The 25,160-nt window shown below is 68.6% G+C and carries 19 protein-coding genes; 7 read left to right on the top strand and 12 right to left on the bottom strand.

Features of this window, described 5'->3' with window-relative positions:
- Positions 1 to 2 precede the first annotated feature (2 nt).
- Entirely contained in the window at positions 3 to 2,807 is a 2,805-nt protein-coding gene (gene benC, locus Q9K23_RS06930) for a benzoate 1,2-dioxygenase electron transfer component BenC (RefSeq protein ID WP_053778175.1), read from the top strand.
- 59 nt (positions 2,808 to 2,866) lie between these two features.
- Entirely contained in the window at positions 2,867 to 5,389 is a 2,523-nt protein-coding gene (locus tag Q9K23_RS06935; protein WP_053778176.1) for a LuxR family transcriptional regulator, read from the top strand.
- 886 nt (positions 5,390 to 6,275) lie between these two features.
- Here Q9K23_RS06935 and Q9K23_RS06940 read toward each other — a convergent pair.
- Genes Q9K23_RS06940 through Q9K23_RS06955 form a run of 4 tightly spaced genes read right to left on the bottom strand, consistent with a single transcriptional unit; the run spans position 6,276 to position 9,745 of the window.
- Positions 6,276 to 6,923, bottom strand: coding sequence for a 3-oxoacid CoA-transferase subunit B (locus tag Q9K23_RS06940; protein ID WP_020792261.1), 648 nt, complete (start codon positions 6,921 to 6,923; stop codon positions 6,276 to 6,278).
- A gap of 40 nt (positions 6,924 to 6,963) precedes the next feature.
- A complete protein-coding gene (locus Q9K23_RS06945) occupies positions 6,964 to 7,752 on the bottom strand; it encodes a CoA transferase subunit A (protein ID WP_020792268.1) in 789 nt (262 codons plus the stop codon).
- A complete protein-coding gene (pcaD, locus tag Q9K23_RS06950) occupies positions 7,749 to 8,525 on the bottom strand; it encodes a 3-oxoadipate enol-lactonase (RefSeq protein ID WP_053778177.1) in 777 nt (258 codons plus the stop codon). Before pcaD ends, Q9K23_RS06945 begins: the two co-directional genes overlap by 4 nt.
- The gene (locus tag Q9K23_RS06955; RefSeq protein WP_053778178.1) at positions 8,522 to 9,745 is read right to left on the bottom strand and encodes an acetyl-CoA C-acetyltransferase; all 1,224 of its coding nucleotides are present in this window, start codon (positions 9,743 to 9,745) and stop codon (positions 8,522 to 8,524) included. The genes pcaD and Q9K23_RS06955 overlap by 4 nt, the downstream gene beginning before the upstream one ends.
- A gap of 91 nt (positions 9,746 to 9,836) precedes the next feature.
- Here Q9K23_RS06955 and Q9K23_RS06960 point away from each other — a divergent pair, with 91 nt between their 5' ends.
- Positions 9,837 to 10,724 (top strand): LysR substrate-binding domain-containing protein, encoded by an 888-nt coding sequence (locus tag Q9K23_RS06960; RefSeq protein WP_053778179.1) that lies wholly within the window; start codon positions 9,837 to 9,839, stop codon positions 10,722 to 10,724.
- A 217-nt stretch (positions 10,725 to 10,941) separates the two neighbouring features.
- Here the strand turns inward: Q9K23_RS06960 and Q9K23_RS06965 are convergent, their stop codons facing one another.
- The 5 genes from Q9K23_RS06965 to Q9K23_RS06985 all read right to left on the bottom strand — a co-directional run bounded on the left by Q9K23_RS06965 (position 10,942) and on the right by Q9K23_RS06985 (position 16,391).
- A complete protein-coding gene (locus Q9K23_RS06965) occupies positions 10,942 to 12,447 on the bottom strand; it encodes an oxidoreductase (protein ID WP_053778211.1) in 1,506 nt (501 codons plus the stop codon).
- Between the two features lie 44 nt (positions 12,448 to 12,491).
- The gene (locus tag Q9K23_RS06970; RefSeq protein ID WP_020793714.1) at positions 12,492 to 13,505 is read right to left on the bottom strand and encodes an FAD:protein FMN transferase; all 1,014 of its coding nucleotides are present in this window, start codon (positions 13,503 to 13,505) and stop codon (positions 12,492 to 12,494) included.
- The gene (locus tag Q9K23_RS06975) at positions 13,468 to 13,971 is read right to left on the bottom strand and encodes an FMN-binding protein (RefSeq protein WP_053778180.1); all 504 of its coding nucleotides are present in this window, start codon (positions 13,969 to 13,971) and stop codon (positions 13,468 to 13,470) included. Before Q9K23_RS06975 ends, Q9K23_RS06970 begins: the two co-directional genes overlap by 38 nt.
- A gap of 112 nt (positions 13,972 to 14,083) precedes the next feature.
- Positions 14,084 to 15,931 carry a VWA domain-containing protein gene (locus Q9K23_RS06980; protein WP_020791934.1) on the bottom strand — a complete coding sequence of 616 codons (1,848 nt, stop codon included), beginning with the start codon at positions 15,929 to 15,931 and terminating at the stop codon, positions 14,084 to 14,086.
- Between the two features lie 22 nt (positions 15,932 to 15,953).
- Positions 15,954 to 16,391 (bottom strand): SRPBCC family protein, encoded by a 438-nt coding sequence (locus tag Q9K23_RS06985; protein ID WP_020791933.1) that lies wholly within the window; start codon positions 16,389 to 16,391, stop codon positions 15,954 to 15,956.
- 30 nt (positions 16,392 to 16,421) lie between these two features.
- Here Q9K23_RS06985 and Q9K23_RS06990 point away from each other — a divergent pair, with 30 nt between their 5' ends.
- Entirely contained in the window at positions 16,422 to 17,027 is a 606-nt protein-coding gene (locus Q9K23_RS06990) for a DNA-3-methyladenine glycosylase (protein ID WP_053778212.1), read from the top strand.
- Between the two features lie 22 nt (positions 17,028 to 17,049).
- Here the strand turns inward: Q9K23_RS06990 and Q9K23_RS06995 are convergent, their stop codons facing one another.
- From Q9K23_RS06995 to Q9K23_RS07005, 3 genes are all read right to left on the bottom strand, one after another.
- Positions 17,050 to 17,253, bottom strand: a complete 204-nt coding sequence (locus Q9K23_RS06995) for an antitoxin (RefSeq protein WP_053778213.1) — start codon at positions 17,251 to 17,253, stop codon at positions 17,050 to 17,052.
- Positions 17,254 to 17,342: 89 nt separating this feature from the next.
- Entirely contained in the window at positions 17,343 to 19,832 is a 2,490-nt protein-coding gene (locus tag Q9K23_RS07000) for an HAD-IC family P-type ATPase (protein ID WP_053778214.1), read from the bottom strand.
- A gap of 5 nt (positions 19,833 to 19,837) precedes the next feature.
- On the bottom strand, positions 19,838 to 21,028 hold the full coding sequence (locus Q9K23_RS07005) for an MBL fold metallo-hydrolase (protein ID WP_053778181.1): 1,191 nt from the start codon (positions 21,026 to 21,028) through the stop codon (positions 19,838 to 19,840).
- A 162-nt stretch (positions 21,029 to 21,190) separates the two neighbouring features.
- Here Q9K23_RS07005 and Q9K23_RS07010 point away from each other — a divergent pair, with 162 nt between their 5' ends.
- The 3 genes from Q9K23_RS07010 to Q9K23_RS07020 are packed head-to-tail and all read left to right on the top strand — an operon-like array spanning position 21,191 to position 24,385.
- The gene (locus tag Q9K23_RS07010; protein ID WP_053778182.1) at positions 21,191 to 21,805 is read left to right on the top strand and encodes a TetR family transcriptional regulator; all 615 of its coding nucleotides are present in this window, start codon (positions 21,191 to 21,193) and stop codon (positions 21,803 to 21,805) included.
- A 28-nt stretch (positions 21,806 to 21,833) separates the two neighbouring features.
- Positions 21,834 to 23,087: an alanine racemase gene (locus Q9K23_RS07015; RefSeq protein ID WP_053778215.1), complete on the top strand. Its 1,254-nt coding sequence runs from the start codon at positions 21,834 to 21,836 to the stop codon at positions 23,085 to 23,087.
- Complete coding sequence (locus Q9K23_RS07020) at positions 23,084 to 24,385, top strand: D-arabinono-1,4-lactone oxidase (protein ID WP_020790771.1); 1,302 nt, start codon at positions 23,084 to 23,086, stop codon at positions 24,383 to 24,385. Before Q9K23_RS07015 ends, Q9K23_RS07020 begins: the two co-directional genes overlap by 4 nt.
- The last annotated feature ends 775 nt before the right edge of the window (positions 24,386 to 25,160 follow it).

The following is a 25,160-nucleotide window of genomic DNA, read 5'->3' on the forward strand; positions in this document are numbered from 1 at the left end:
ACATGACCGCCACCACCGAAACCGGCGCCCGGGCGGCATCGCCCGCGGCCGCGCCGACACATCAGGTCGCACTCGCCTTCGAGGACGGCGTGACCCGCTTCATCACCTGCCGCGAAGACCAGACCGTCGCCGACGCGTCCTACCGGCAGCGCATCAACATCCCGCTCGACTGCCGTGACGGCGCCTGCGGAACGTGCAAGGCGTTCTGTGAGTCCGGCGAGTACGACGGCGGGATCTACATCGACGACGCCCTCTCCGAGGACGAGAGCGCCGCCGGTTACGCCTTGCCGTGCTGTATGAAACCGCAATCGGATCTGGTGCTGCAGATCGCGGCGACCTCCGACATCGCCAAGACCGCGGCCGGCGAGTTCACCGGTACCGTCGTCGGTCTCGACCGGTTGTCGGAGTCGACCATGCGGCTCGAGATCGAGATCGCCAACCGCGCCGACCTCGCCTTCCTGCCCGGCCAGTACGTCAACTTCGCGGTCCCCGGCACCGACGACGGATCGGGCGAGATGCTGCGCCGCTCCTACTCGTTCGCCAACGGCCCGCACGAGGAGCGGCTGGTCTTCCTGATCAAGCTGACCCCGGGCGGCGCGATGTCGACCTACCTCACCGACCGCGCCCGCCGCGGCGAGACCATCGGCTTCACCGGCCCGCACGGCTCGTTCTTCCTGCGGGAGTCGTCACGTCCGGTGCTGCTGTTGGCCGGCGGCACCGGGCTGGCACCGATCCTGTCGATGCTGCGCTCACTGCACACCGACAAGAGCCCCCGTAAGGCGCATCTGATCTACGGCGTGTCCACCGACACCGACCTGGTAGCGCTCGACGAGATCGAGTACTTCGCCCGCGAACTGCCCGGTTTCACCTGGGATCACTGTGTGTCCGACCCGGACAGCGCCGCGGTCAACAAGGGCTACGTGATGAGCCTGATCGAACCGCGCCATCTCTACGACGGCGACGTCGCACTCTATCTGTGCGGTCCGCCGCCGATGGTGGAGTCGGTGCGCCGCCACGTCGTCGACGCCGGTATCGAACCGGTGGGTTTCTACTACGAGAAATTCGCCCTCGCCGTACCGGCCGGCGCCGCAGCGCAGGCCGGCGAGACACCGGAGACCGCACCGGCGAGTGCCGTCGCCCCCGCTCTCGCCGACGAACTCCTCGAGACCGGTGACGGTCGAGCGATCGCGGGTCAGCAGATCCTGGCACCGAATGTGTTGTCGGCGTGGACCGGTGAGCGACACACCGCCGCCGACACCGGGATCGGCAGCATCGCCGGCCAGCAGGTGTGGCCGACCGCAGGTTCGGCAACCTCGGGTGTCGACGCCGGCGGTTCGCTGTTGCCGGTCGGCGACGGCCGGGCGATCGCCGGTCAGGAGATGTTCGTGGCCACAACCCCATCGGGGATCCCGGATGCCGAATCCGTTGCGGCCGAACCACCTGCGCACGCCGGTCATGCACCCGATCCGGTGGCCACCCGGCCGGCCGAACCGGATGCCGTGCCGGAGATCGGCGAACCCACGGTCACCGCACAGGGATATGTGATCGGTGAGGAGCATCCCGGCGTCCACGAGTCCGACGCACTGTTCGAGGCGCGGGCCGCCCTGGAACTCGGTGCGCTGGAACTGACCTTCGGCCGGCTGACCAGTGGTCAGCTCGCCGGATACCGGCTGCTCGCCGAGGCCACCGTGCCCTACGTCGACAACGATCACTTCGTCGACGCCGCCGAATACACCGAGACCAACGCGGCCTTCCACGACTATCTGTTCACCCTCACCGGCAACGAGCATCTGCTCGACGCCTACCAGGCACTCGGGGTGAAGGGCCGGATGGGCGAGGTGTTGCGCAATGCCACATGGTGTCATCCGCTGTGCGCGCAGGATCACCTCGACATCGTGACCGCCTTCGCCTCCGGCGATCGCGACGCCGCCCGGGGGCTGATCTCGGCACATGCCGACCGGTCCAAGCAGACCATGCGCCGGGCGATGGCCGACGAGATGGCCCATCGCCGGCCGCGGTTCGTCACGCCCGGCCGGTTCGCCGGCAAGGTGGTGGTGGTGACCGGTGCGGCGCAGGGCATCGGTGAGCAGACGGCCCGCCGGATCGCCGCCGAAGGTGGTGCCGTCGTGTGCGCCGACCGCTCCGAACTGGTTCGCGATCTGGTGGATTCGCTGGCCGTCGACGGTGGCCGGGCAGCCGCCGTCCTCGCCGATCTCGAGACCTATGAGGGTGCGGCGTCGGTGGTCGCCACCGCGATCGAACGCTTCGGCCGGGTGGACGTACTGGTCAACAATGTGGGCGGGGCGATCAACTTCAAACCGTTCGTGGAGTTCTCCGACACCGAGATCCGCGCCGAGATCGACCGGTCGCTGATGACCACGCTCTACGCCTGCCGGGCGGTGCTGCCGTCGATGGTCGAGCACGGGTCGGGTGTGATCGTCAACGTCTCGTCGGCGGCCACGCGCGGCATCCACCGGATTCCGTATTCGGCGGCCAAGGGCGGGATCAACGCGATCACCGCATCGCTGGCGATGGAGTACGCCGATCACGGTATCCGTGTGGTGGCCACCGCACCCGGCGGCACCGAGGCGCCGCCGCGCCGGATCTCGCGGGGCACACCCACGCCCACCGACCCCACCACCCAGCAGTGGTTCGATGCACATATCGAGCAGACCGTCTCGTCGTCGCTGCTGAAGCGGTACGGAACTCTCGACGAGCAGGCGGCCGCGATCTGCTTCCTGGCCTCGGAGGAGGCGTCCTACATCACCGGCACGGTGCTGCCGGTCGCGGGCGGGGATCTCGGATAGCCGCCCCCGATGTGCGCCACCTCCGGTGGACGGGGGTGCGCGCACCTAGGATTGACCGGGTGATCATCGAGGCCGGCTGTGTCGGTCGCGATCGGGAGGTCGCGGAGATCCTCGACCGCGCCGCACATCCGGGCGGCGCGGTCCCTCCCGTCGCGGCCCCACTCGTGGTGGTCGGGGCGCCCGGGATCGGGAAGAGCACGCTGCTGCGCCGGCTCGTCCACCGGGCCGGCGAGTTGTCGCTGCCGATCCGGGTGATCGACGACGCCGACACCCTCGATCCCGGCGTGCTCGAGACACGCTCCCATGGTGACACCGCCGACCCGGTGTTCACCGTCCTGGCGGTGACCCGCCAGACGCCGGCCATCGAGGCCCTGCTCGCCGATGTCCTGCGGCTCGACGGTCTCGATCGCGATGCGGTGGCCGAGATGGCGACCCGGCGTGGGCGCGTGGTGCATCCGGCGGTCATCACCCGTCTGACCCGGCACACCGGAGGCAATCCCCGCGACGTCATCGCCCTGCTCGACGAGGTACCGCCCCATCAGTGGGCACGGTCGGAGATGACGTTGCCCGCCCCACGTCGGGTGGTGGCACAGGTGGCCTCGACACTCGAGGCGTGCCCGACACCCGCCCGCACCCTGATCGAGGCGATCGTCGTGGTCGACGATCCCGAGTCCTTCGCTCTCGCAGTACGACTCGCCGACGTCGACGACGTGCTGGGGGCGCTCGACGACGCCCGGGCGACGGAGCTCGTCGTCGCACCGGCGGCGCTCACCCCCGCCGACCTGCAGCCCCGGCCGGCCGATGCCCTGATCGGTGCTGCCGTGCTCGAGGTGATGGGGATCGCCCGGGTCGGTGAGATGCACCGGCGTGCCGCCGAACTCGTCGACGATCCGATCGTGAGGTTGCGACATCTGGTGGCGGCCACCCCCACCCCGGACGCCGATCTCGCCGATCAGCTCGACCTTCTCGCCTACGAGCGCGGCGGTGACGGGGCGTGGGCGCAGGCCGCAGAACTGTTCTCCCAGTCCGGGCGGCTCACCGCCGATCCCCTACTGCGCGAACAACGCATCATCCGGGCCGTCGATGCACGGCTCGCGGCAGGCGACTGCGTCGGTGCGGCCGCCCTGGTCCCGACCGTCGAGAGCCTGCGTGAGACCGCGATGCGCAGTGTCACCCTGGCCTATCTGGCGATCCTGCGCGGCCGGTCCACCGAGGCGCAGGTGCGCCTGGATCGTGCCTGGGCGATCGTCAACCGGGATCGCGAACCGGAGGTGGCCGCGGTGATCGCGCAACGATATGTGCTGCACCATCTGGTGCGATGTCAGGGAGCCGAACTCGTCACCTGGGCAGAACGGTCGATCGCCATGGCCGGGGACTCGTCGTCGGCGGGAATCGAGGCCGCCAGCATTCGGGGTCTGGGGCAGGCGTGGTCGGGTCGGCCGGACCTCGCCTTCGCCTCGTATGACGAACTGGCCGAGCGGGTCCGGGCCGGGGCGCAGGCGCAGCGGGTCACGATGGGCCGGGGCTGGCTGCAACTGGGCACCGGTGATGTCACCGCAGCCCGCAGCAGCCTGGAATCCGCGGTGGCGATGGCCAACCTCGGTGGCTCCAACCGGATCTCGCTGTGGGCGATGGCGTGGCTGGCACGGGTACAGTTCCTCACCGGCGAGTGGGATCAGGCATTGCAGATCACCGAACGGGGGCGACGCCTGGCGCATGACAGCGGTATCGACCTCACCACTCCCCTGCTGAACTACACGGCGACGCAGATCCATGCACTGCGTGGCGACTGGGATGCGGCCGAGTCGGATGTGGCCGAGGCCGCCGGCCCCATCGGCGACTACGAGATCATGCGGGTCCCCACCTTGCTGGCGCGGGCGCAGCTGGCCGAGGCTCAGGCCGACTACGGCAAGGTGATCCGGATGCTGGAACCGGTGCGGCTGTTGGCGCAGAGCACCCCGGCGCTGGTCGAGCCCGGCTGGTGGACGTGGGTGGACATCCTCGCCAATGCACTGGTCATCGACGGACAGCTCGAGGCCGCCGATGCATTGCTCACCCCACACGAGGTGATCGCCGAGCAGCGTGGACATCTCCCTGCCCGTGCACGATTGGCCTATGCGCGGGGCAGGCTGCTGGGCGCCGAGGGTGACATCCATGCCGCGCAGCGCTCATTTGTCGCCGCCCTGGATTTCCTCGACGGCTCCCCGCTACGACACGACCTGGCCCGGGTGAACTTCGCCTACGGCCAGACGCTGCGTCGCGCCGGGAAGCGCCGCGCCGCCGATGCGGTGATGAGCACCGCCCGCGAGATCTACCTGTCGCTGGGCGCGACCACCTATGTGGAGCGCTGCGATCGGGAGATCAAGGCCGGCGGGCTGCACACCGCCCGCACCGATCGCGACATCGTCGACCTCACCCCGCAGGAAGATGCGGTGGCAACACTTGTGGCCCAGGGTCTGTCGAACCGAGAGGTCGCCGCCCAGCTGTACATCTCCCCGAAGACGGTGCAGTACCACCTCACCCGGATCTACGCCAAGCTCGGCGTCCGGTCGCGGGCCGAACTCGCAGCGTCACGGAGATGACGGGCCGGGTCGAATTGCGGAGGAGTTGATGACTCAACCACCAACGGACAGTCGCTCATTGAGCCCAGCTTCCTTCGATGATTGAGCCGGACTACCTTCGATGATTGAGCCGGACTTCCTTCGATGATTGAGCCGGGACCGAGCATCGCGAGGACCCGAGTCGAAATCCCCGCAACCCGACGTCAGGAAGCGACCACCTCCGAGGTGGTCACGTCACCGAATTCGGCCGACAGAGGTTTCGACACGCCTCGTCGCTACGCTCCTCGTCGGCTCAACCACCAACCACCAACCACCAGTTGATGATTGAGCCGGGACCGAGCATCGCGAGGACCCGAGTCGAAATCCCCGCAACCCGACGTCAGGAAGCAACCACCTCCGAGGTGGTCACGTCACCGAATTCGGCCGACAGAGGTTTCGACACGCCTCGTCGCTACGCTCCTCGTCGGCTCAACCACCAACGGACAGTGGCTGATTGAGCCAGACTACCTTCGATGATTGAGCCAGGACCGAGCATCGCGAGGACCCGAGTCGAAATCCCCGCAACCCGACGCCAGAAAGCGACCACCGCAGGATCAACCACCGACCACCAGTTGATGATTGAGCCGGGACCGAGCATCGCGAGGACCCGTGTCGAAATCCCCGCAACCCGACGTCAGGAAGCGACCACCTCCGAGGTGGTCACGCCACCGAATTCGGCCGACAGAGGTTTCGACACGCCTCGTCGCTACGCTCCTCGTCGGCTCAACCACCAACGGACAGCGTCTCATTGAGCCCAAACTACCTTCGATGATTGAGCCGGGACCGAGCATCGCGAGGACCCGAGTCGAAATCCCCGCAACCCACAGCCGGGAGTCACCTGTCACACGACGGTTGAGCACAACACGAGTCAGGCGGCGATGCCTGTCTTGTCGACCACCGGGGCACCGGTCTTGGCCTCGACCTCGGCGAAGTCGACACCTGGCGCGTATTCGACGATGTCGAATCCGCTTCCGGTGACATCGAAGACACCGAGGTCGGTGATCACCCGGGACACCACGTGCCGGCCGGTCAGCGGCAGCGAGCATTCGGCGACCAGCTTGGGTGCACCCTTCTTGGTGACGTGCTCCATCAGCACGATCACCTGTCCGGCACCGTTGACCAGATCCATCGCGCCGCCGATGCCCTTGACCATCGCCCCGGGCACCATCCAGTTGGCGAGGTCACCACCGGCAGAGACCTGCATGCCACCGAGGACGGCGACGTCGACGTGGCCGCCGCGGATCATGGCGAAGCTGGTGGCGGAGTCGAAGTAGCTGGCGCCGGGCAGCACCGACACGGTCTGCTTGCCGGCGTTGATCAGATCGGGGTCGACGTCCTCGTCGTACGGGAACGGGCCCACGCCGAGGATGCCGTTCTCGGCGTGCAGCATGATCCCCGAGTCGTCTGGCAACTCATCGGGGATCAGGGTGGGCAGGCCGATGCCCAGATTGACGTAGTCACCGGCGCGCAGTTCGCGTGCGGCGCGGCCGGCCATCTCGGTGCGGCTCCAGCTCATGATGGTTCTCCTCGGGTGGGAAAGGTTGGGGTGGCGGCGCTCAGGCGGGTGCGCCCGCGGCTTCCGGACGCTGCCGGATGGTGCGGTGCTCGATTCCCTTGTCGGCGGCCTGGTCCGGGGTGAGTGCGACGACACGCTTGACGAAGATGCCCGGCAGATGGATCTGGTCGGGGCCCAGTTCGCCGACCTCGACGACCTTCTCGGCCTCGACGATGGTGGTGCGGCCCGACATGCCGGCGGGCGGGTTGAAGTTGCGTGCGGCGGCGTGGAAGCAGCAGTTTCCGGCCTTGTCGGCGACGGCCGCCCGGATCAGCGCATAGTCGGTGACGATCGACTCCTCGAGCACCATCTCGGTGCCGTGGAAGGTGCGGACCTCCTTGGCCGGGCTGGACAAGGCCACCGAACCGTCGGCGTTGTAGCGCCAGGGCAGGCCGCCCTCGGCGACGAGGGTGCCGACACCGGTGGGGGTGAAGAATGCCCCGATCCCGCTGCCGCCGGCGCGCATCCGCTCGGCGAGGGTGCCCTGCGGGGTGAGTTCGACGGTGACCTCGCCGGAGAGGAACTGGCGGCCGAATTCCTTGTTCTCGCCGATGTAGGAGGCGATCACCTTGTCGATGCGGCGGGCCTCGAGCAACAGGCCCAGACCGGCACCGTCGACACCGCAGTTGTTGGACACGATGGTGAGGTTCTTGGCGCCCTGGGCGAGCAGGGCGTCGATCAGGAACTTCGGGATTCCCGAGAGTCCGAATCCTCCGACGGCAAGGCTGGATCCGTCGGGGATGTCGGCGACGGCCTCGGCGGCCGATCCGAAGACCTTGTCGATGCTCATGACTGCTCCAGGTGTTCGATGATGGCGGGGGTGATGGTGGCGGGTTGTTCGGCGGGCGCGAGGTGCGCCGCATCGTCGACGACGAGAAGGCTTGCGCCTGCGATGGATTCGACGATGCTCGCGAGTGTGGCGGGCGGGGTGGCCGGGTCGTCGGCGCCGGCGACGGCCAGCGTCGGGGCGGTGATCGCACCGATCTCGGCGCGCTGGTCCATCCCGGCGATGGCCTCACAGCATCCGGCGTAGCCCTCGTCGGGGGTGGCGGCGACCATCGACTGGTAGTGCTCGACGGCGGCCCGGTTGGCCGGGTCGGCGAGGTATCCGGGCGAGAACCAGCGGCTGACAACGCTTTCGGCAATCGACGCGGTCCCGTCGGAACGGACGCCGCCGGCCCGGTCCTTCCAGGCGTCGGCGGGCGGCATGTGCGGTGAGGTACAGAACAGCACCACCCGGTCGACGCGCTCGGGGTTGCGGACCGCCAGTCGCATCGCCGTCATACCGCCGAGCGACAGTCCGACGATGTGCGCCTTGGCCACACCGAGCCGGTCGAGCAGGGCGATGACGTCGTCGGCGAGGTCGTCGATGCTGTACGGCCCGGCCGGTACCGGCGAGGCGCCGTGACCGCGGGTGTCGTAGCGGACGACGCGGAAGTGCTTGTCCAGCTCGGCGATCTGCTCATCCCACATGCGGTGGTCGGAGCCCAGCGAGTTCGACAGCACCACGACGGGCCCGTCCTCGCGGCCGCTGATGTGGGCGGCCACCTCGACGGCGCTCATCGGATCGCCTCGAAGATCGCGGCGAGGCCCTGGCCGCCGCCGATGCACATGGTCTCCAGGACGTACCTCGATTCCCGTCGACGCGCCTCGTGGGCAGCGGTGGCGAGGATGCGGGCGCCGGTGGCACCGATCGGGTGCCCCAGCGAGATTCCGGAACCGTTGGGATTCAGGCGTTCGTCGCCGGCGTCGATCTTCCACTCGGCGAGGACGGCGAGGACCTGGGCGGCGAAGGCCTCGTTGAGTTCGATGAGGTCGATCTCGTCGAGGGTCAGGTCGGCGCGCTGCAGGGCGGCGGCGGTGGCACCGACCGGTCCGATGCCCATTTCCTCGGGCGCGCAACCGGTCACGGCCCACGACTTCAGCGCGAGCAGCGGGGTGAGGCCGCGGCGTTCGGCCTCGGCGCGGGTGGTGACCACGCACATCGCCGCGCCGTCGTTCTGCCCGGAGGCGTTGCCGGCGGTGACGGTGGAGTCGGGGTCGATCTTGGCGCGGATCGCGCGCAGCTTGGACAGTCCCTCGACGGAGGCGTCGGCCCGCGGATGCTCGTCGCGCTCGACCACCACATCGGGCTTGCCGCGGCGGCCGGGGATGGTGACCGGCACGATCTCGTCGTCGAACTTCCCGGCGTCCTGTGCGGCGATCGCCCGACGATGCGACTCCACGGCGAACTCGTCCTGCTCAGCGCGGCCGAGATGATAACGGGCACGCAGGTTCTCGGCGGTCTCGATCATCCCACCGGGGATCGGATGCGACGACCCGCCGGCGGTCAGGCGACCGCGGTCGAGTCGATCCATGAGTTCGACGCCGCCCTGCCGGATGCCGGTGCGCAGGCCCAGCGCGTAGTGCTCGACGTTCGACATCGACTCGGCGCCGCCGGCGATCACCAGCGATGCTCCGCCGGAGGCGACCTGGGCGGCGCCGCTGAGGACGGCCTGCAGGCCCGAGCCGCACCGGCGATCCACCTGCATGCCGGGAACGCCCACGCCGAGTCCGGCGTCGAGGGCGGCCATCCGGCCGATCGCCGGCGACTCCCCGTTGGCGTAGCCCTGGCCGAGGATCACGTCGTCGACATCGCCCTCGCCGAGTCCGGTCCGCGAGGCGAGTTCACGCAGCAGCGTGGTCGCGAGGTCGGTGACGGTCTGCGATGCCAGCACCCCACCCATCCGACCGACCGGGGTACGGAGTGGTGAACAGATGACGATGTCGGTTCCGGTAGCCATACATCGAGGGTATGAGCCAGCTCTCATATTGAGAAGTATCGATTTGGACGCTATTGATATCTCTAGAGTATCAACCGGGTAGGCTCGCGACATGGAGCTGCGTCACCTGCGATATTTCCGGGCAGTGGCCGAGGAACTGCACTTCGGACGCGCCGCCCAGCGTCTGCATATCGCCCAGCCGCCGCTGTCCCAGCAGATCCGTCAGCTCGAGGACGAGCTCGGCGTGGCACTTCTGACCCGCTCCACCCGTCGCGTCGAGCTGACCCCGGCCGGCGCCACCTACCTCCCGCGCGTGGTGGAGATCCTCGAGGCGGTCGACGCCGCCGGCGCCCAGGCCAGGCGGGTGGCCGAAGGCCTCGAAGGACATCTGACGATCGGCTGCGTGGGGTCGGCGACGTACTCGCTGCTCCCCCGGCTCGTCCGAACCCTGCGCGACGAGCTGTCGGGCGTCGAGGTGAGCGTCCGCGGCGAGATGCTCGCACCGGATCAGCTGACCGCACTGGAGACCGGACAGATCGACCTCGCACTGCTCCGTCCACCGGTGAAGGGAGAGGTGCTCGTCGTCGAACCCGTGCGCCGCGACCGTCTGATCGTCGCCCTCCCCGACCGACATCCCCTCGCCGGCCGGACGGTGTTGTCGGTGGAAGACCTCGTCGACGACGACGTGATCGCCCACGCCGGGCACGGCAGGTCGGTGATGAACACGGTGGTCGCCCAGATGTGGGCCGACGCCGGGCAGGTCCCGCGAGTGCGACATGAGGTGTCGGAGACGTCGACGCTCGTCACGCTGGTGGCCGCCGGGCTCGGGGTCGCGGTGGTTCCCGAACCGACCTCCGCCCTCGACCTGGCCGGCGTCCACTACGCCGCGCTGCTCCCGGCGACGTCGATCGATCTGGTCGCCGCGCACCTCGCGGGCCGCCGGACCCCGGTCATGGAACGGGTGCTGTCGGTGCTGCACCGCATGGCCCAAGACGAGTGACCACCAGGACGCGTGCCCCTGGGCACGACCGGATCCGAGGTCGGCTGGATTCGAGGTCGGCCGGATCCGAGGTCGGCCGACAGAGGTTTCGACACGGTGCTTCGCTATCGCGAAGAACCGGCTCAACCACCAATCCTGCTCTCGCGACGGGCCGGCTCACCACCAATCCCTCACCACGAACTATCGGCTCGACCACTGAGGGTGGCCGCAGCCGGCGTCAGTATCCCAGGAAGCTGTCGGTGTGTAGCCGCCAGAACCGCAGGCGCACGGCCGGATCGGCCGAACGTGCCCTTGCCGAGGTCGCGTGCACGAACTCGGGACTCCCCGAAATGTAGTAGTGGGCCCCGTCGCGGGTGAACGGCAGATCGGCGGGCAGGGCGCCGTCGTCGGCCACCACCACCTCCACGCGGCCGCCGGCGGCACGGACGGCATCGAGGTCGTCGTCGAACACCGAACGTTCCTGTTCCCGGATCACGTGGATGACGGTGAGCCACGCCAGGTCCCGTTGCCCGGCATCGCCGGTGAACTGGCGGACCATAGCACGGAACGGGGTGATCCCGATCCCGCCGGCGAGCAGCACGACCGGGTGGGCGCCCGGGTGACGGGGTGCGACGAAGTCGCCGCCGATGTCGTCGAGGAGGAGTCGTCCGCCACGGTGGATCAGGTCACGTTTGAACGCCGACACCTCCGAACCGCCGACGGTGAAGGCGAACTCGGTCGGGTTCTCGCCGGGAGCCGCCGCGAAGGAGAACACCCGTCGGGTCCGATGCCACAGCGGCGCCGACCATTGTGGGGCACTGAGCGTGGCCCACTGGCCCGGCCGGAACGCCACCGGCTGCGCCGAGCGTGCCCGAATCCGGTGGGTACCGGCGGCGATCTCGTCGATCTCGACATCGAAGGTCACCCGGCCGGCACCTCGCTGGGTGATCAGCCGGACGACGAAGGCGTACACGCAGCCCACGCCGAGGGCGATCTGCGGGACGAACTCGAGAGTGTAGGAATCGGTGATCTCGAAGACTTGTTGCCAGTTCGCCAGGACCGCGACGATGATCGCGTAGATCGCCCGGTGTACCCGGGTACTCGGGGAGGTCAACGGTTCCGGCAGCATGATCGCCGCGAGGAACATCGTCGGGGCGGAGACGAACACGAACTGCAGGTCCTGGCCACCCTCGGTCAGCTGCAGCACTCCCACCGTGGCGAGGGTCGCGATCACGAAGATGCCGACCGTCCACCACTCGCGCAGCACGCTCACCAGCAGCACGCCGATGATCAGCATCGGCCAGAACAGCGGTTCCGCGGCGATCCACCAGACCGGTGAGCTGACCACTGCCCCGGCCACTTCCACCCCGGCATAGGCGAGCGCATAGGTGACGAGTGCGCCGACCACCGCCGGATTGAGCACCAGCCGGCGCCGCCATGCCAGGACATACTTGCTCAGGGCGGCGGTGCCGGCGGCGATCACCATCGACCATCCCGATGCGGCGTCGGTGACCCCCGGCATCAGGAAGAACAGGATCAGCGCGGTGATCGCCCACGAATCGGCGCCCGGCGGTACCCGGACGACGGCCGAGCACACCCAACTCACCACCGCCGAGGTGACCAACGACAACACCAGCGAGAGCAACAGTGCGCCAGGACGATACGCGAACTCGTCGTCGAAGGCGGCGACGAGCAGGGCGATCACGGTCAGGACGATCAGCGCACCGAGCACCGCCCGGTGCATGGTGAGCCAACGTGGACGGGCCGACCACCGAGGCAGCAATCCGGTCACAGGAACAACTCCAATCCAGGGATCGCGGTGTGCTCGACGACGCCGCTGTGGTGAATGATCACATGCCCGAAAGCGGTGGTGCCGCCGGACTTCTCGAGCGCGGTCCAGGTGATGTCGGTGGGTGTGGCGCCCGGACGACGGTTCGGTTGCGGCGCACCGAGACGCGCCTGCAGTGCGGTCGCCGGGGTGAAGAACAGTGCGGTGGCCAGCCCGTCGGCGGTCATCGCCGGGCCGGTCGTCGTCTCGTCGGCGAACACCCAGGTGGCCAAGACCTCTCGGGTGGGCCTACCGGTATGCGGATCGACGATGTGATGCCAGTCGGCCCAGGCACGCCGGTTGGGTGCCGAGGCGCACACCGCCCCGCCGGACAGTTCGACGACGCCGATCGCCCTGCGCGGATCCCCGGGATGCTCCAGGGCGATGCGCACCGGATGTTCCCGGGCGGAGATCACCATGTCTCCACCGGCGTCGACGACATGGGGACCGCCGGTGTGTGCGGCGACGACGGCGGCCACCCGATCGACGACGAAACCCTTTCCGGCGGCACCGATGTCGAGCAGAACCGGATGACGCACCACCAGTTCCCCGGCGGCGCCGGCGACATCCCCCGGCCGCCACTCGATCACGTCGTCCCAGGCGGGTACCGGGGCGATCGTCGACTCCGGGGTGAGCGAGTACTGCGCATCGTATCCGGCGTCGGCGAGGGTGGCGCCGACCAACGGGGTCACCGCACCCGCGGTGATCTCGTAGAGCCGGCGATACCAGTCGAGGAGCGCCGCGTCCGAGGCGGCCACCGGATACCGGCCCGGTGTACGCGCCATCTCGGCGACCATCGAGTCGTCGCGGAACCGCGACCACACCCGGTCGATCCGGTCGATCTCGGCGCGCACCTCGGCGCGGGCGGCGTCGGACAGCGGGGCGTCGGTGGTGATCTCCCAGACGGTGCCGATCGCCTCGAACCGCCAGTCGACGTCAGGCGAGGGCGTCGGTCTTGATCTGGGTGATGGCATCGTTGAAGCCGCCCGAGGTCAGCGACGACCCGGCGACCTTGGAGACGTCGAGGTCGTCGATGTTCTTCCCGACGACCAGCGCGTCGATGCCGCTCGCGAACTTCTCCTGGAACTGCGCCGAGGTGCCCTTGGTCTGACTCCGGTCGAGTTCGAGTGCGGTGATCGTCGAGTTCGACAACGTCACCGTCACACCGATCTGCTGCTGACCGCCGGGCGACTGGTAGTGGCCGACGGCGGTGTAGGTGCCGTTCTTGTACTCGTCGGAGGTTCCCGCGGCGGCGGAGGTGTCGGCCGACGCCGTCGCCGACGTGGTCGATGCGGTGGTCTCGTCGGCGGCCGACGCGTCGTCGGATCCGCAGGCCGCGGTGGCCAGGCCGATGGCGGCGACGGCGGCCACCACCGACCCGGTTCGCGTCACCGACCGCAGATCATCTTTACGGACCGCGGTCCGGATGTTCTTGGTCATGGTTCCCCATTGTGGACAAAACCCCCGCGATTCGCCTATCCCAACGCCGAGGTTCATAGGGGATCCCCAGAAAACTCTCCGGCGGCGAACTCCGCCGGGGACTCCGCGAACGTCAGCGGCCGGCGGCCTCCACCCGGGCCTGGATGGCGTTGACGAACACCGAGCCGATGTCGGTCGCGGTCTTGGCGACGTAGGTGGTGCCACCGGTGGCCTCGGCGATCTGCTTGAGCGCCTCGGTGTCGGTGTCCTCGGAGATCCCGATCGTCAGGATCAGCACCGGACGGGCCGGGTCCTGCCGCTTCTGGAGTTCGGCGAGCAACCCGTCGAGGGAGATGCTGTCGGGATCCTCGTTCTCGCCGTCGGTCATGATGATGACGCTGTTGGAGTAGTTCGGGTCGTAGGTGTCCTGCACCTCCTTGAACGCGGCAAGGGTGGTGTCGTAGAGCCCGGTGGACCCGCCCAGCTCCGCGGGCGAGAGGCCCTTGCGGACCGCTGCGACCAGTTCCTCCCGGTGGGTTCCCCCACCGGCCGCCGTGGCGTCGAGACGACGGATCGGACTCAGTTCGGTCCAGTCCTCACCGTTCGGCCCACGGTCGATCGAGAACGCCCAGCCGCCGACCATCGCGTTGTTCGGGAACATCTTCAACCCGGTCAGCGACGCGTCGATGAGCAACTGCGCCCGCGTCGACGACCCGACGGTGGCCTCCATCGACCCGGAGGTGTCCTGGACGACGAGGGTGCGGATCGGTACACCGAGGACCTGCCACTGCCGCAGCGCCTTGTCGACCTGATCGGGGTCCTTGAGGGTGAGCACCTTGACCGGCTGCCCCGTCCCGTAGGGATGGTCACCCGGATACGGGTCGCCGCCCGGCTTGCGGAAACCGGCCTGCCCCAACCGATCTCCATCCGAACCGGCGAGGGCGTCGGCGAGTGCCTTGCCCGCCTCGTCGGCGGTCGTGTGACGGGCCGTGCCCGCGGTGTTCACCAGCGGGTAGTCGAGCATCACGGTGCCGTCGGCGGGGATCGCGAACTTCAGCTGCGACCCCTGGTGGGTGCGCATGAACATGATGTACTGCTGCTCGGTGGTCACCACCGGCACCGTCGAGGTGTTGGCCAGGTTGAGCCGCGTGCCCTCGTTGTCGTTGGCCAGGCGCGCATTGTTCTGCTGGATCGCGAGCACCGACATCGCCTCGACGAGTTGCTTCTCGGTGAGCTTGCCCGCGTCGACCTCGGCGAGTGCACCCACGATCGGGGCGTCGCCGGTGCTGGTGTCGACGGGGCTGCCGGTCCGCAGATCCGGCAGCTTCATCACCTGCACCCAGCTGGTCAGCTCCGGCAGTTCCTTGCCGACCACGACGGTGGGGGTGGATGCGAGGGACTCCGAGACCAGGTCGAGCTCATGGCGCACCTGGGTGGTCACCCGACGCGCCTGCAGCTGCGAGTCCGGCACCCACAGATCGGGGCCGGCGTCGCCACTGGTCAGCAGGCCCGGTGCGTCGGCGCCGGCCACCGAGGTGACCTTGTAGTCGTAGCAGGTGTGCGACGAGACCTGCCCCGCCGCGTCACCGAGTGCCGAGGCGATGGTGGGGTCGGCGGCCACATTCACCGATGTCCGGTCGCCGCACCCGTCGGAACCGACGGTCTTCCAGATCACGATCCCGGCGACGAGGGCCGCCACGATCACCAGTGCGCCGAGACCCCACAGCCACGCGCCCCGATGTGATGACCCGGATTCGCGATGGTCGAAACCGAACTGACCGGTCGACGATGTCCCGGCCGCAGCGTTGCGCCCGGTGTCGGACGCACGATTGCGCCCGGTGTCCGACGCACGGTTGCGGCCGGTGTCGGCCGCACGGTTACGACCAGTATCCGACGCACGGTTACGCCCGGTGTCGCCCGTGTCGTCACGGCGCGGCCGAATCGGTCCGGACTCGCCGGAATCAGAGCTGTGACGCCCCATTGTTCACTTCCCCCTGGGTAATTCAGCCGAAGAGCTCACGGAAGGTGACCAGCGACCTGTGCAGATCCCCCGATACCGCCATCGCTGCCGCCTTCCCGACGGGCCCCATCAACGGGAGTCCGCCGAGGTCGACGGTGAAGGTGACCATCGACCCCGCCGCGACCGGTGCGATCGCGAGGTCGAGCTTCGCCTTCACCCCACCCTTGCCGGACCCCTTGAGGCGGACCTGCTTGCCGTCGACGTAGGTGTCGATGACCCAGTCGAACCGCACTCGGGTGCCCTTGACCTTGACCACCGACGACACCTTGGTCCCGGCACTGAGCTCGGCCGGCCCGGGCACCGGGCTGCGCCAGCCGTCGTGCAGGACCAGCCACTCCGAGAATCGGGCGAGGTCCGTCGCCGCCGACCAGGTATCCTCCGGTGACAGCTCAACCTCGATGGAGTCGCTCGTCTTGGCCATGGTGACGAAGCCTAACCGGTGGGATCGGTGATCTCACAGCGAGTGTCCGCAATCGGTGCGGGTCTCGACGTCCACGTCGCCGCGCGACTGCTGCTCGGCGCCCAACTGATGTCGCACGGGGTGACCCTCCGGATCACCGAGGTCGAGGCCTATGCCGGCCCACTGGACCCGGCCTCCCACGCCTTTCGGCGCACCCCGCGCTCGGCCATCATGTACGGCCCGCCCGGCCGGCTGTATGTGTACCGAATCCACGGCCATCACTGCGCCAATGTGGTGACCGGGGTCGACGGGCAGGCGTCGGCGGTGTTGCTGCGCGCCGGCGAGGTGATCGACGGGGTGGCGACGGCCCGGGAGTGTCGGGCTGCGGTACGCGGGGGCGCGCCGCAGGTGGCGGCGCTGGCCCGGGGACCGGGCAATCTGGCGCGGGCGGCCGGGATCACCACAGCCGACCTGGGCACCGATCTGTTCGGTTCCGACGGCGACGTCTGGCTGTGCGACGGCCCGCCGGGAGGTCTCCCGGTGAGCACCGGACCCCGGGTGGGCGTGCGCCATGCAGCCGAGAACGCGTGGCGTTACTGGATCACCGACGACCCGACGGTGTCGGCATATCGCCGACATCCGCGGGCCGGCCGGTGATCATCTGCCGGATGGGCGGAGACTACTCCGGCTTGGGCTCGGGCTGGGCCGCGGGCTGCTGGCCCTCTGCTCCGACCGCCTTGCGGGCGGCGTCCTGGGCCTTGTCGACCTGCGCGGCGTACTTGCCGCCGGTCGCCTTGTCGATGGCGTCGCCGCCCTTCTCGATCAGGCTCGGGTTCTTGCGCAGCGTCTCCTTGGCCTTGTCGACCAGTCCCTTGAGGTCCATCAGAGTCGTCTCCTCGATCGTCATCGGTGAAATCGTCGTGCAGGAATCGTCGTGGCCACGTACCGGGCCGCCCGGGTGCGGCCCCGAGTCTAGTCGTGGACGAGCTCGCCGGCGGTGCCATCGGCGTCGTCGGAATCGGTGCCGACGATCCGGGGCAGCACCCGTGACACGATCTCCACACACACGATGCCGATCGCGGCCGCGATGAAGGCCACCGAGTTCATCTGCCAGTTGGACGAGTCGAGCTTGAACATCTCCTGCGTCCACGGCCAGCTGAAGATGATCACGTAGGCGAGCACCGAGATCACCATCAGCACCACCTTCCACCAGTTGTACGGCCGCGCCACCACCATCAGCACATACAGCGCCACCGCGATCAGACAGATCAGCGTGGCGGTGGCCGCCTGGGTCTGCTCGGGCGGCAGGTCCACCGAGTCGCCGCCGAGGCTGACGCCGGCACCGCCGGGGTTGATGATCACATAGGTCACGAAGGCCGCCATCCCGACGATGATCCCGTTCGGGACGGCCTGCGTCAGAACACGTTTGACGAATCCGCTGCGGGCCCGCTCGTTGTTCGGGGCCAGCGACAGGACGAACGCCGGGATACCGATGGTGAACCATGCCGAGATGGTGACGTGGATCGGCTGGAACGGGTAGCTCAGCGAGTCGAAACCGAAGATCTTGGCCGCCACACCGGCGATGCCGACGAACAGGGCCAGCAACACCGCGTACACGGTCTTGGTGAGGAACAGGTTGGAGACGCGTTCGATGTTGCCGATGACGCGCCGGCCCTCGCCCACCACATACGGCAGGGTGGCGAACTTGTTGTCCAGCAACACGATCTGCGCCACCGACCGGGCGGCCGACGAGCCCGAACCCATCGCGACGCCGATGTCGGCGTCCTTGAGGGCCAGGACGTCGTTGACGCCGTCGCCGGTCATCGCGACGGTGTTGCCGCGGGACTGCAGGGCGGCCACCATCGCCCGCTTCTGGTCGGGGCGTACCCGGCCGAAGGTGACGCCGTCCTCGACGGCGTCGGCGAGCCGGTCGATGTCGGTGGGCAGTTCGCGGGCATCCACCGAGGTGTCCGGGGAACCGAGCCCGAGGGACTGGGCGACCGCCCCCACCGAGCGGGCGTTGTCGCCGGAGATCACCTTGACGTCGACGTGCTGGGTGGCGAAGTAGTCGAGGGTGGAACGGGCGTCGTCGCGCACCCGCTGTTCGAGCACCACCAGGGCGACGGGGGTGAGCGTGCCGGGTGTGTTGGCGCCGGCGGCCGGTTCGGTGTTCACCGGCACGTCGGTACAGCCCAACAGCAGGATGCGCAGGCCCGCGGCACCGAGATCGGAGGCCCGGCGGGCGGGTTCGCTGTCGGGATCGAGCAGGACGTCGGGGGCGCCGAGAATCCAGTTGCCCGTGTCGGCGCCGGTCGCGTCGGCGAACGACATCCCGCTCCACTTCTTGGCGGAGGTGAACGGTTCGAGTGCGGTGACGGTCCAGTCGGGTGCGTCGGGGTAGGCCTCGGCCAGTGCCAGCACGCTGGCGTTGGGGCTGCGGTCGTGGGCGGCGAGCGCGGCCAGTGCCTGCTCGGCGGTCACCCCGGCCGGCGGGCCGGCGGCCTCGACCGGCTCCACCTCGGTCAGACGCATACCGTTCTCGGTGAGCGTGCCGGTCTTGTCCGCACACACCACGTTGACCCGCGCCAGACCTTCGATCGCGGGCAGTTCGTTCACCAGACACTGCCGCTGACCGAGCCGGACGACGCCCACCGCGAACGCGATCGAGGTCATCAGCACGAGCCCCTCGGGGACCATCGGGACCAGCGCGGCAACCATGCCGAGCAGCGACTGCTTGATGCCGTTCTGACTGATGAACAGCTGGTTGACGATGGTGAGGACACCGGCCGGGATGAGCAGCCAGGTGATCACCTTGAGGATCTGGTCGATACCCGACCGCAGTTCGGAGGAGACCAGCGTGAACTTGGAGGCCTCGGCGGCGAGCTGCGCGGCATAGGCGTCGGCGCCGACCTTGGTGGCCCGGTACGCACCGGACCCGCTGACGACGAAGCTGCCGGAGAGGATCTTGTCGCCGGGGGCCTTGTCGATGGCGTCGGCCTCGCCGGTGAGCAGCGACTCGTCGACGTCGAGCACATACGACTCGACCACCTCGCCGTCGACGACGACCTGGTCGCCGGCGCCGATCTCGATGATGTCGTCGAGGACCACCTCGTCGGGCGGGACCTCGCCGACGGTGCCGTTGCGGCGCACCTTGGGCCGGGTCTGGCCGACGATGGCCAGCCGGTCGAGAGTGCGTTTGGCGCGGATCTCCTGGATGATGCCGATCCCACTGTTGGCCACGATCAGCAGGCCGAACAGGCCGTTGATCAGCGATCCGGTGGATGCCACGATGACGAACAGCACACCGAGGATCGCGTTGATCCGGGTGAACACGTTGGACCGGACGATGTCGCGGACGCTGCGTCCGGACCGGTCGGGCATGGAGTTGACCTGCCCGGCGGCCACACGGTCGGCGACCTCCTGCGAGCTCAGGCCGCGGGTCTGGGCCTGCTCGTCGATCATCTCGCTCACGCCGAGGCTTCCCACCACTGCGGGTCGGTCAGACCGGTGCCGACACGATGTGTCAGGTCGATGGTGCCGCCGGGTTGCGGGACCATCACGGTGGTCGCGTTGCGGCCTGCGGTCGGCAGCAGCCGGGTGATCGGCTCCGCCCACGGGTGCCGTGCCAGGGAGAACGTCCCCCAGTGGATCGGGATCATCACTGCGTCGGTCCCAGCCGGACCGGACACCATCCGATGCACCGCGACTGCCTCCTCGGGGTCGATGTGGACGTCGGGCCAGACGGGATCGTAGGCACCGACGGCGATGAGTGTCAGATCGAAGGGGCCCAGCCGCGAACCGAGGTCGGCGAACCGCTCGGTGTAACCGGTGTCGCCGGAGAAGAAGACGCGGTGGGTGGGGCCGACGACCGCCCAGCTGGCCCACTGGGTGAGGTCACGCTGCAAGGCGCGGCCGGAGAAGTGCCGGGCGGGACCGCACGTGAAGTCCACGGTGGTGCCGCCGGCGCCGGTGATCTCGACGGTGCCCCACCAGTCGGCCTGCCGGATGCGCTCGGGCGGCACGCCCCACGACACCAGGTGCGCGGCCACACCCAGCGGGACCACGAACATCGCGCCGGGCTGGGTGGCGGCGATCCGCGCGACGGTGTCCATCTCGAGGTGGTCGTAGTGATCGTGACTGATCAGGACCACGTCGAGTGGCGGCAGGTCGGCGACGGTCACCGGGCAGGGATGCAGCCGTGCGGGGCCGACCGTCTGCGTCGGCGAGCACCGCCGGCCGAACACGGGGTCGGTGAGGATGCGTAGGCCGTCGAGTTCGACGAGGACCGACGCGTGGCCGAACCAGGTCGCCGCAAGGGCACGGGGTTCGACGTCGGCGGCCAGGGCGGGGGTGTCGACCCGGATGGTGCGAGTGGGACGGCCGGGACGCCGGGCCATGTCGATCGCCACCTTGAACTCCCCGGACACCCGTGGTGACGGGGCCTCGGGGTTGCTGAAGGTGACGCCCTCGAGGTTCGGGGAGCCGGACACGTAGTGCCAGATCGATTCGGCGTCGGCGCCGAGCGCGCGGGCGGCGGGAAGACCGGCACCGGCGAGGGTGTCGACCGTCGCACCGGCTGCCCGCAGGCCCAGTCCACCGACGGTGCTGACCGCGCGACCGACGATCGCGGCGGCGGACTTCTCGATGGATGCGGTCACGGGATTCAGGGTAACGGTCGGCGCAGCGGGTGGTCGGCAACCGGATGCCGCAGCGTCGACCGCGACCACCGGTGGCGCCTTGTTGGTAGCATCTGCGGCTGCAACCTGTTCTCGCGCATGTGCCGGTACGCATGCCGTCGGAAGTGGTGTTCGTTGGCCCGGATGTCTGTCACCGAGAGGCGCGCGGCGCTGGTCGAATCGGCTTACCGCGTGATCGCCGACCACGGGGTCGAGGGTGCGACCACCCGGCGGATCTGCGCGCACGCCGATATGCCGCTCGCGAGTTTCCATTATGCGTTCGAGTCCCGCACCGCCCTGCTCGGTGCGGTGATGGAGACCGCGGTCCCCAGTGACATCGATCAGATGCTGGCCGCGATCCTGCCCACCGGAGATCTCGACGAGGGCGCCGATCTGGAGGTGATGGAGGCCAACATGCGGCGCCAGCTGCAGGCCTTCCTGTCGATGCTGAAGGCCGATCCCGGCCGTCTGCAGGCGACCATCTCGCTCGGTATCTATGCGCACAATCATCCCGAGTTGCAGCGGTACGGCCAGCGGATGTACGAGAACCTGTATGCGGTGGCCGCCAAGGGACTCGACGCCGCCGCCCAGCACGCCGGGGTGCGCTGGACCCAGCCGACCTCGGAGATCGCACCGGTGCTGATCGGCACCCTGATCTCTGTGACGCTGATCTACCTGAGCACCGCCGACGACCATGTGATGCAACTGTTGGTGGAATCACTTGTCCGGCAGACTATGTCACATGCAGCCGATGCCTGACCCGCTCTCCCCCACCCCGCCGGGTTCGATCACACCGTCATCCACGCCCTGGTGGGAGCAGGCTCCCCACACGTACTGGCAGGGGTTCACCGACGCCGTCACCGCCGCCGGGATCGACAGTCCGGCACTGGTCGTCGACAAGGGCGCCCTGGAACACAACGTCGCCGACCTGCTGCGACGCGCCGACGGCGTGCCGATCCGCCTGGCGTCCAAGTCGGTTCGGGTGCGGTCGGTGATCTCTGATCTCCTCGACCGTCCGGGCTTCGCCGGGGTGCTCGCCTATGACGTCGACGAGGCCCGATGGCTGGCAACCGAATCCGGGATCACCGATGTCCTGATGGGATATCCGACGGTTCGCCGGTCGGCACTGGCCGGTCTGCTCGCCGACGAGCTCGCCTTGTCGCGGGTGACGTTGCTGGTGGACGACGTCGCCCATCTCGACCTGATCGACTCGGTGGTGCCGGCGGGCCGGCGGCCGTCGGTGCGTGTGGCGATCGACCTCGACGCATCGCTGCGTCTGCTCGGCGGGCGGCTGCACGTCGGCGTGCGGCGCTCCCCCGTCCACGACCTCGATCAGGCACTGGAACTGGGTCGCCACATCGTCCGACGTGACGGATTCGATCTCGTCGGCGTGATGTCGTATGAGGCACAGGTCGCCGGCGTCGGAAACGCCGTCCGCGGAAAGCGGTTCACCAATGCCGCGGTGTCGCTGATGCAGCGCACGTCGATGGCCGAGATCCGCCGTCGGCGCGGAAAGGTGATCGCCGCGCTGCGGGCGATCGCCCCGCTGGAGATCGTCAACGCCGGTGGCACCGGCTCGCTGGAGGCCACCGGCCGCGAGTCCTCGATCACCGACATCGCCGCAGGCAGTGGCGTTTTCGGTGGGCATCTGTTCGACAACTACCGGCATTTCCGGCCGGCACCGGCGATGGCCTTCGGTCTCGACGTGGTGCGCACTCCTGCGCCCGGCTTCGTCACGTGTGCCGGCGGAGGGTGGATCGCCTCCGGCCCGCCGGCCCCCGACCGCTTGCCCCGACCGGTCTGGCCGCCGGAGCTGGAGTACGTGGGGACCGAGGCGGCCGGAGAGGTGCAGACCCCGCTGCACGGACCCGGCGTGGATGGGCTCAGAATAGGTGACCGGGTCTGGTTCCGGCACACGAAGTCCGGCGAGATCTGTGAACGTGCGCGGGAAGTCGCCCTGATCACCCGCACCGACGACGGTTCGGCTCATGTCGAGTCCGTCGTCCCGACCTACCGTGGAGAGGGGAAGGTATTCCTGTGACCTGGGTCAACTGGGGACGCACCGTGGAGTGTCAGCCCGGAAGGGTGTTGTCACCCGGCGGTGCCGACGACCTGGCAGCGCTGGTGACGGAGTGCCGTTCCACGGGTGACCGGATCAAGGCCGTCGGTGCCGGTCACAGCTTCTCCCCGATCGCTGCGGCCCCGTCGATCCAGATCGAGCTGTCGCGGATGCGCGGGCTGGTGCGGGTGGAACCCGAACTCCGCCAGGTGACGCTGCGGGCCGGAACCCATCTCCACGAGATCCCCGGACTGCTGGCCCCACACGGCCTGGCGATGGCCAACCTGGGCGACGTCGACCGGCAGACCATCGCCGGTGCCACCTCCACCGGCACGCACGGCACCGGACTGGCCTTCGGTGGGATCAGCACCCAGATCGTTTCCGCCACCATCATTTCCGGTACCGGTGAGATCGTCACTGTGGACACCGGCAGTCCGGACCTGCCGGCGGTGGCGCTCGGACTGGGCGCACTGGGTCTGCTCGTCGACGTCACCTTGCAGTGTGTTCCGGCGTTCTCCATCCGGGCCGATGAGCGTCCTCTCGACATCGACGATGCGATCGACGGCTTCCTCGACCGGGTCGCCGAGCACGATCACCACGAGTTCTACATGTTCGCGCACTCGAATCGGGCCCTGGGCAAGATCAACACCCGCCTCGACGGTGTGGTCGCGCCGTCGGGTCCGAGCGCGATCCGCCGGTACATCGACGACGAACTGTTGAGCAACAGGGCCTTCGGGCTCCTCTGCGAACTGAGCGCACGGCTTCCCGTGACGGCGTCGACGATCAACGAGATCTCCGGGCGCGTGTTGTCGGCGCGGACCTACACCGACTCCTCGACCAAGGTGTTCATCTCCGAGCGCAATGTCCGGTTCCGTGAGATGGAGTACGCGTTGCCCCTCGACGCGGTTCCGGGCGCTCTGCGCGAGATCCGGTCGATGATCGGGCGGCGCAAATACCGGGTGAGCTTCCCGATCGAGGTGCGCGCCGCCGCCGCAGACGATCTGATGCTGTCGACGGCGTCGGGGCGGAACTCGGGCTACATCGCGGTGCATCGCTACATCAACGATGACGCCGCAGACACCGCAGCCTATTTCGCCGACGTCGAAGCCATCATGACCGCACACGACGGTCGGCCACACTGGGGCAAGATGCACACCCGCGACGCCGCGTACCTCCGCTCGGCCTACCCTCGCTTCGACGAATTCCTGGCCGTCCGTGACCGATTGGACCCCGATCGGGTGTTCACCAACGACTACCTCGATCGGGTACTCGGCGCCTGAGCACACTTGCCGATTGGGCTGGGATCGGGGGTGGCCGGGTTGACGAGCCCGGCCGCCGGAGGTTTCGACACGCCTCGTCAACGGCCCGTTGCTGATTGAGCCGGGACCGAGCAGCGCGAGGACCCGAGTCGAAATCTCCGCAGCATCGTCGGGTGGTGACCACGTCAGAGGTGGTCACGTTGGCGATTCGGCCGCCGGAGGTTTCGACACGCCTCGTCGCTCCGCTCCTCACCGGCTCAACCACCAACAGCCAGTGGACAATTGAACGAGAACCTCCCATTGCTGATTGAGTCGGGACCGAGCATCGCGAGGACCCGAGTCGAAATCTCCGCAGCCACCGTCGGGTGGTGACCACGTCAGAGGTGGTCACGTTGGCGATTCGGCCGCCGGAGGTTTCGACACGCCTCGTCGCTCCGCTCCTCACCGGCTCAACCACCAACAGCCAGTGGACAATTGAACGAGAACCTCCCATTGCTGATTGAGTCGGGACCGAGCATCGCGAGGACCCGAGTCGAAATCTCCGCAGCCACCGTCGGGTGGCGACCACCTCCGATGTGGTCACGTTAGCGATTCGGCCGCCGGAGGTTTCGACACGCCTCGTCGCTCCGCTCCTCATCGGCTCAACCACCAACGCTCAGTGGCTGATTGAGCCGGGACCGAGCATCGCGAGGACCCGAGTCGAAATCTCCGCAGCCGACGCTGGGTGGTGACCACCTCGGAAGCCTCGATCAGCACCGATCCCCGCCGATTCGCAATCTCACATGCACGGGCGGAC

Source organism: Gordonia sp. NB41Y (assembly GCF_030718915.1).
Taxonomy (GTDB): Bacteria; Actinomycetota; Actinomycetes; order Mycobacteriales; family Mycobacteriaceae; genus Gordonia; species Gordonia desulfuricans.

Bases quoted from the DNA above. Each gene is read 5' to 3' on its own strand.
- benC (WP_053778175.1), top strand. From the start codon at position 3: ATGACCGCCACCACCGAAACCGGCGCCCGGGCGGCATCGCCCGCGGCC.
- Q9K23_RS06940 (WP_020792261.1), bottom strand. From the start codon at position 6,923: ATGAGCTGGAGCCGCACCGAGATGGCCGGCCGCGCCGCACGCGAACTG.
- Q9K23_RS06945 (WP_020792268.1), bottom strand. From the start codon at position 7,752: ATGAGCATCGACAAGGTCTTCGGATCGGCCGCCGAGGCCGTCGCCGAC.
- pcaD (WP_053778177.1), bottom strand. From the start codon at position 8,525: ATGAGCGCCGTCGAGGTGGCCGCCCACATCAGCGGCCGCGAGGACGGG.
- Q9K23_RS06955 (WP_053778178.1), bottom strand. From the start codon at position 9,745: ATGGCTACCGGAACCGACATCGTCATCTGTTCACCACTCCGTACCCCG.
- Q9K23_RS06960 (WP_053778179.1), top strand. From the start codon at position 9,837: ATGGAGCTGCGTCACCTGCGATATTTCCGGGCAGTGGCCGAGGAACTG.
- Q9K23_RS06965 (WP_053778211.1), bottom strand. From the start codon at position 12,447: ATGCACCGGGCGGTGCTCGGTGCGCTGATCGTCCTGACCGTGATCGCC.
- Q9K23_RS06970 (WP_020793714.1), bottom strand. From the start codon at position 13,505: ATGCCATCACCCAGATCAAGACCGACGCCCTCGCCTGACGTCGACTGG.
- Q9K23_RS06975 (WP_053778180.1), bottom strand. From the start codon at position 13,971: ATGACCAAGAACATCCGGACCGCGGTCCGTAAAGATGATCTGCGGTCG.
- Q9K23_RS06980 (WP_020791934.1), bottom strand. From the start codon at position 15,931: ATGGGGCGTCACAGCTCTGATTCCGGCGAGTCCGGACCGATTCGGCCG.
- Q9K23_RS06985 (WP_020791933.1), bottom strand. From the start codon at position 16,391: ATGGCCAAGACGAGCGACTCCATCGAGGTTGAGCTGTCACCGGAGGAT.
- Q9K23_RS06995 (WP_053778213.1), bottom strand. From the start codon at position 17,253: ATGGACCTCAAGGGACTGGTCGACAAGGCCAAGGAGACGCTGCGCAAG.
- Q9K23_RS07000 (WP_053778214.1), bottom strand. From the start codon at position 19,832: ATGATCGACGAGCAGGCCCAGACCCGCGGCCTGAGCTCGCAGGAGGTC.
- Q9K23_RS07010 (WP_053778182.1), top strand. From the start codon at position 21,191: ATGTCTGTCACCGAGAGGCGCGCGGCGCTGGTCGAATCGGCTTACCGC.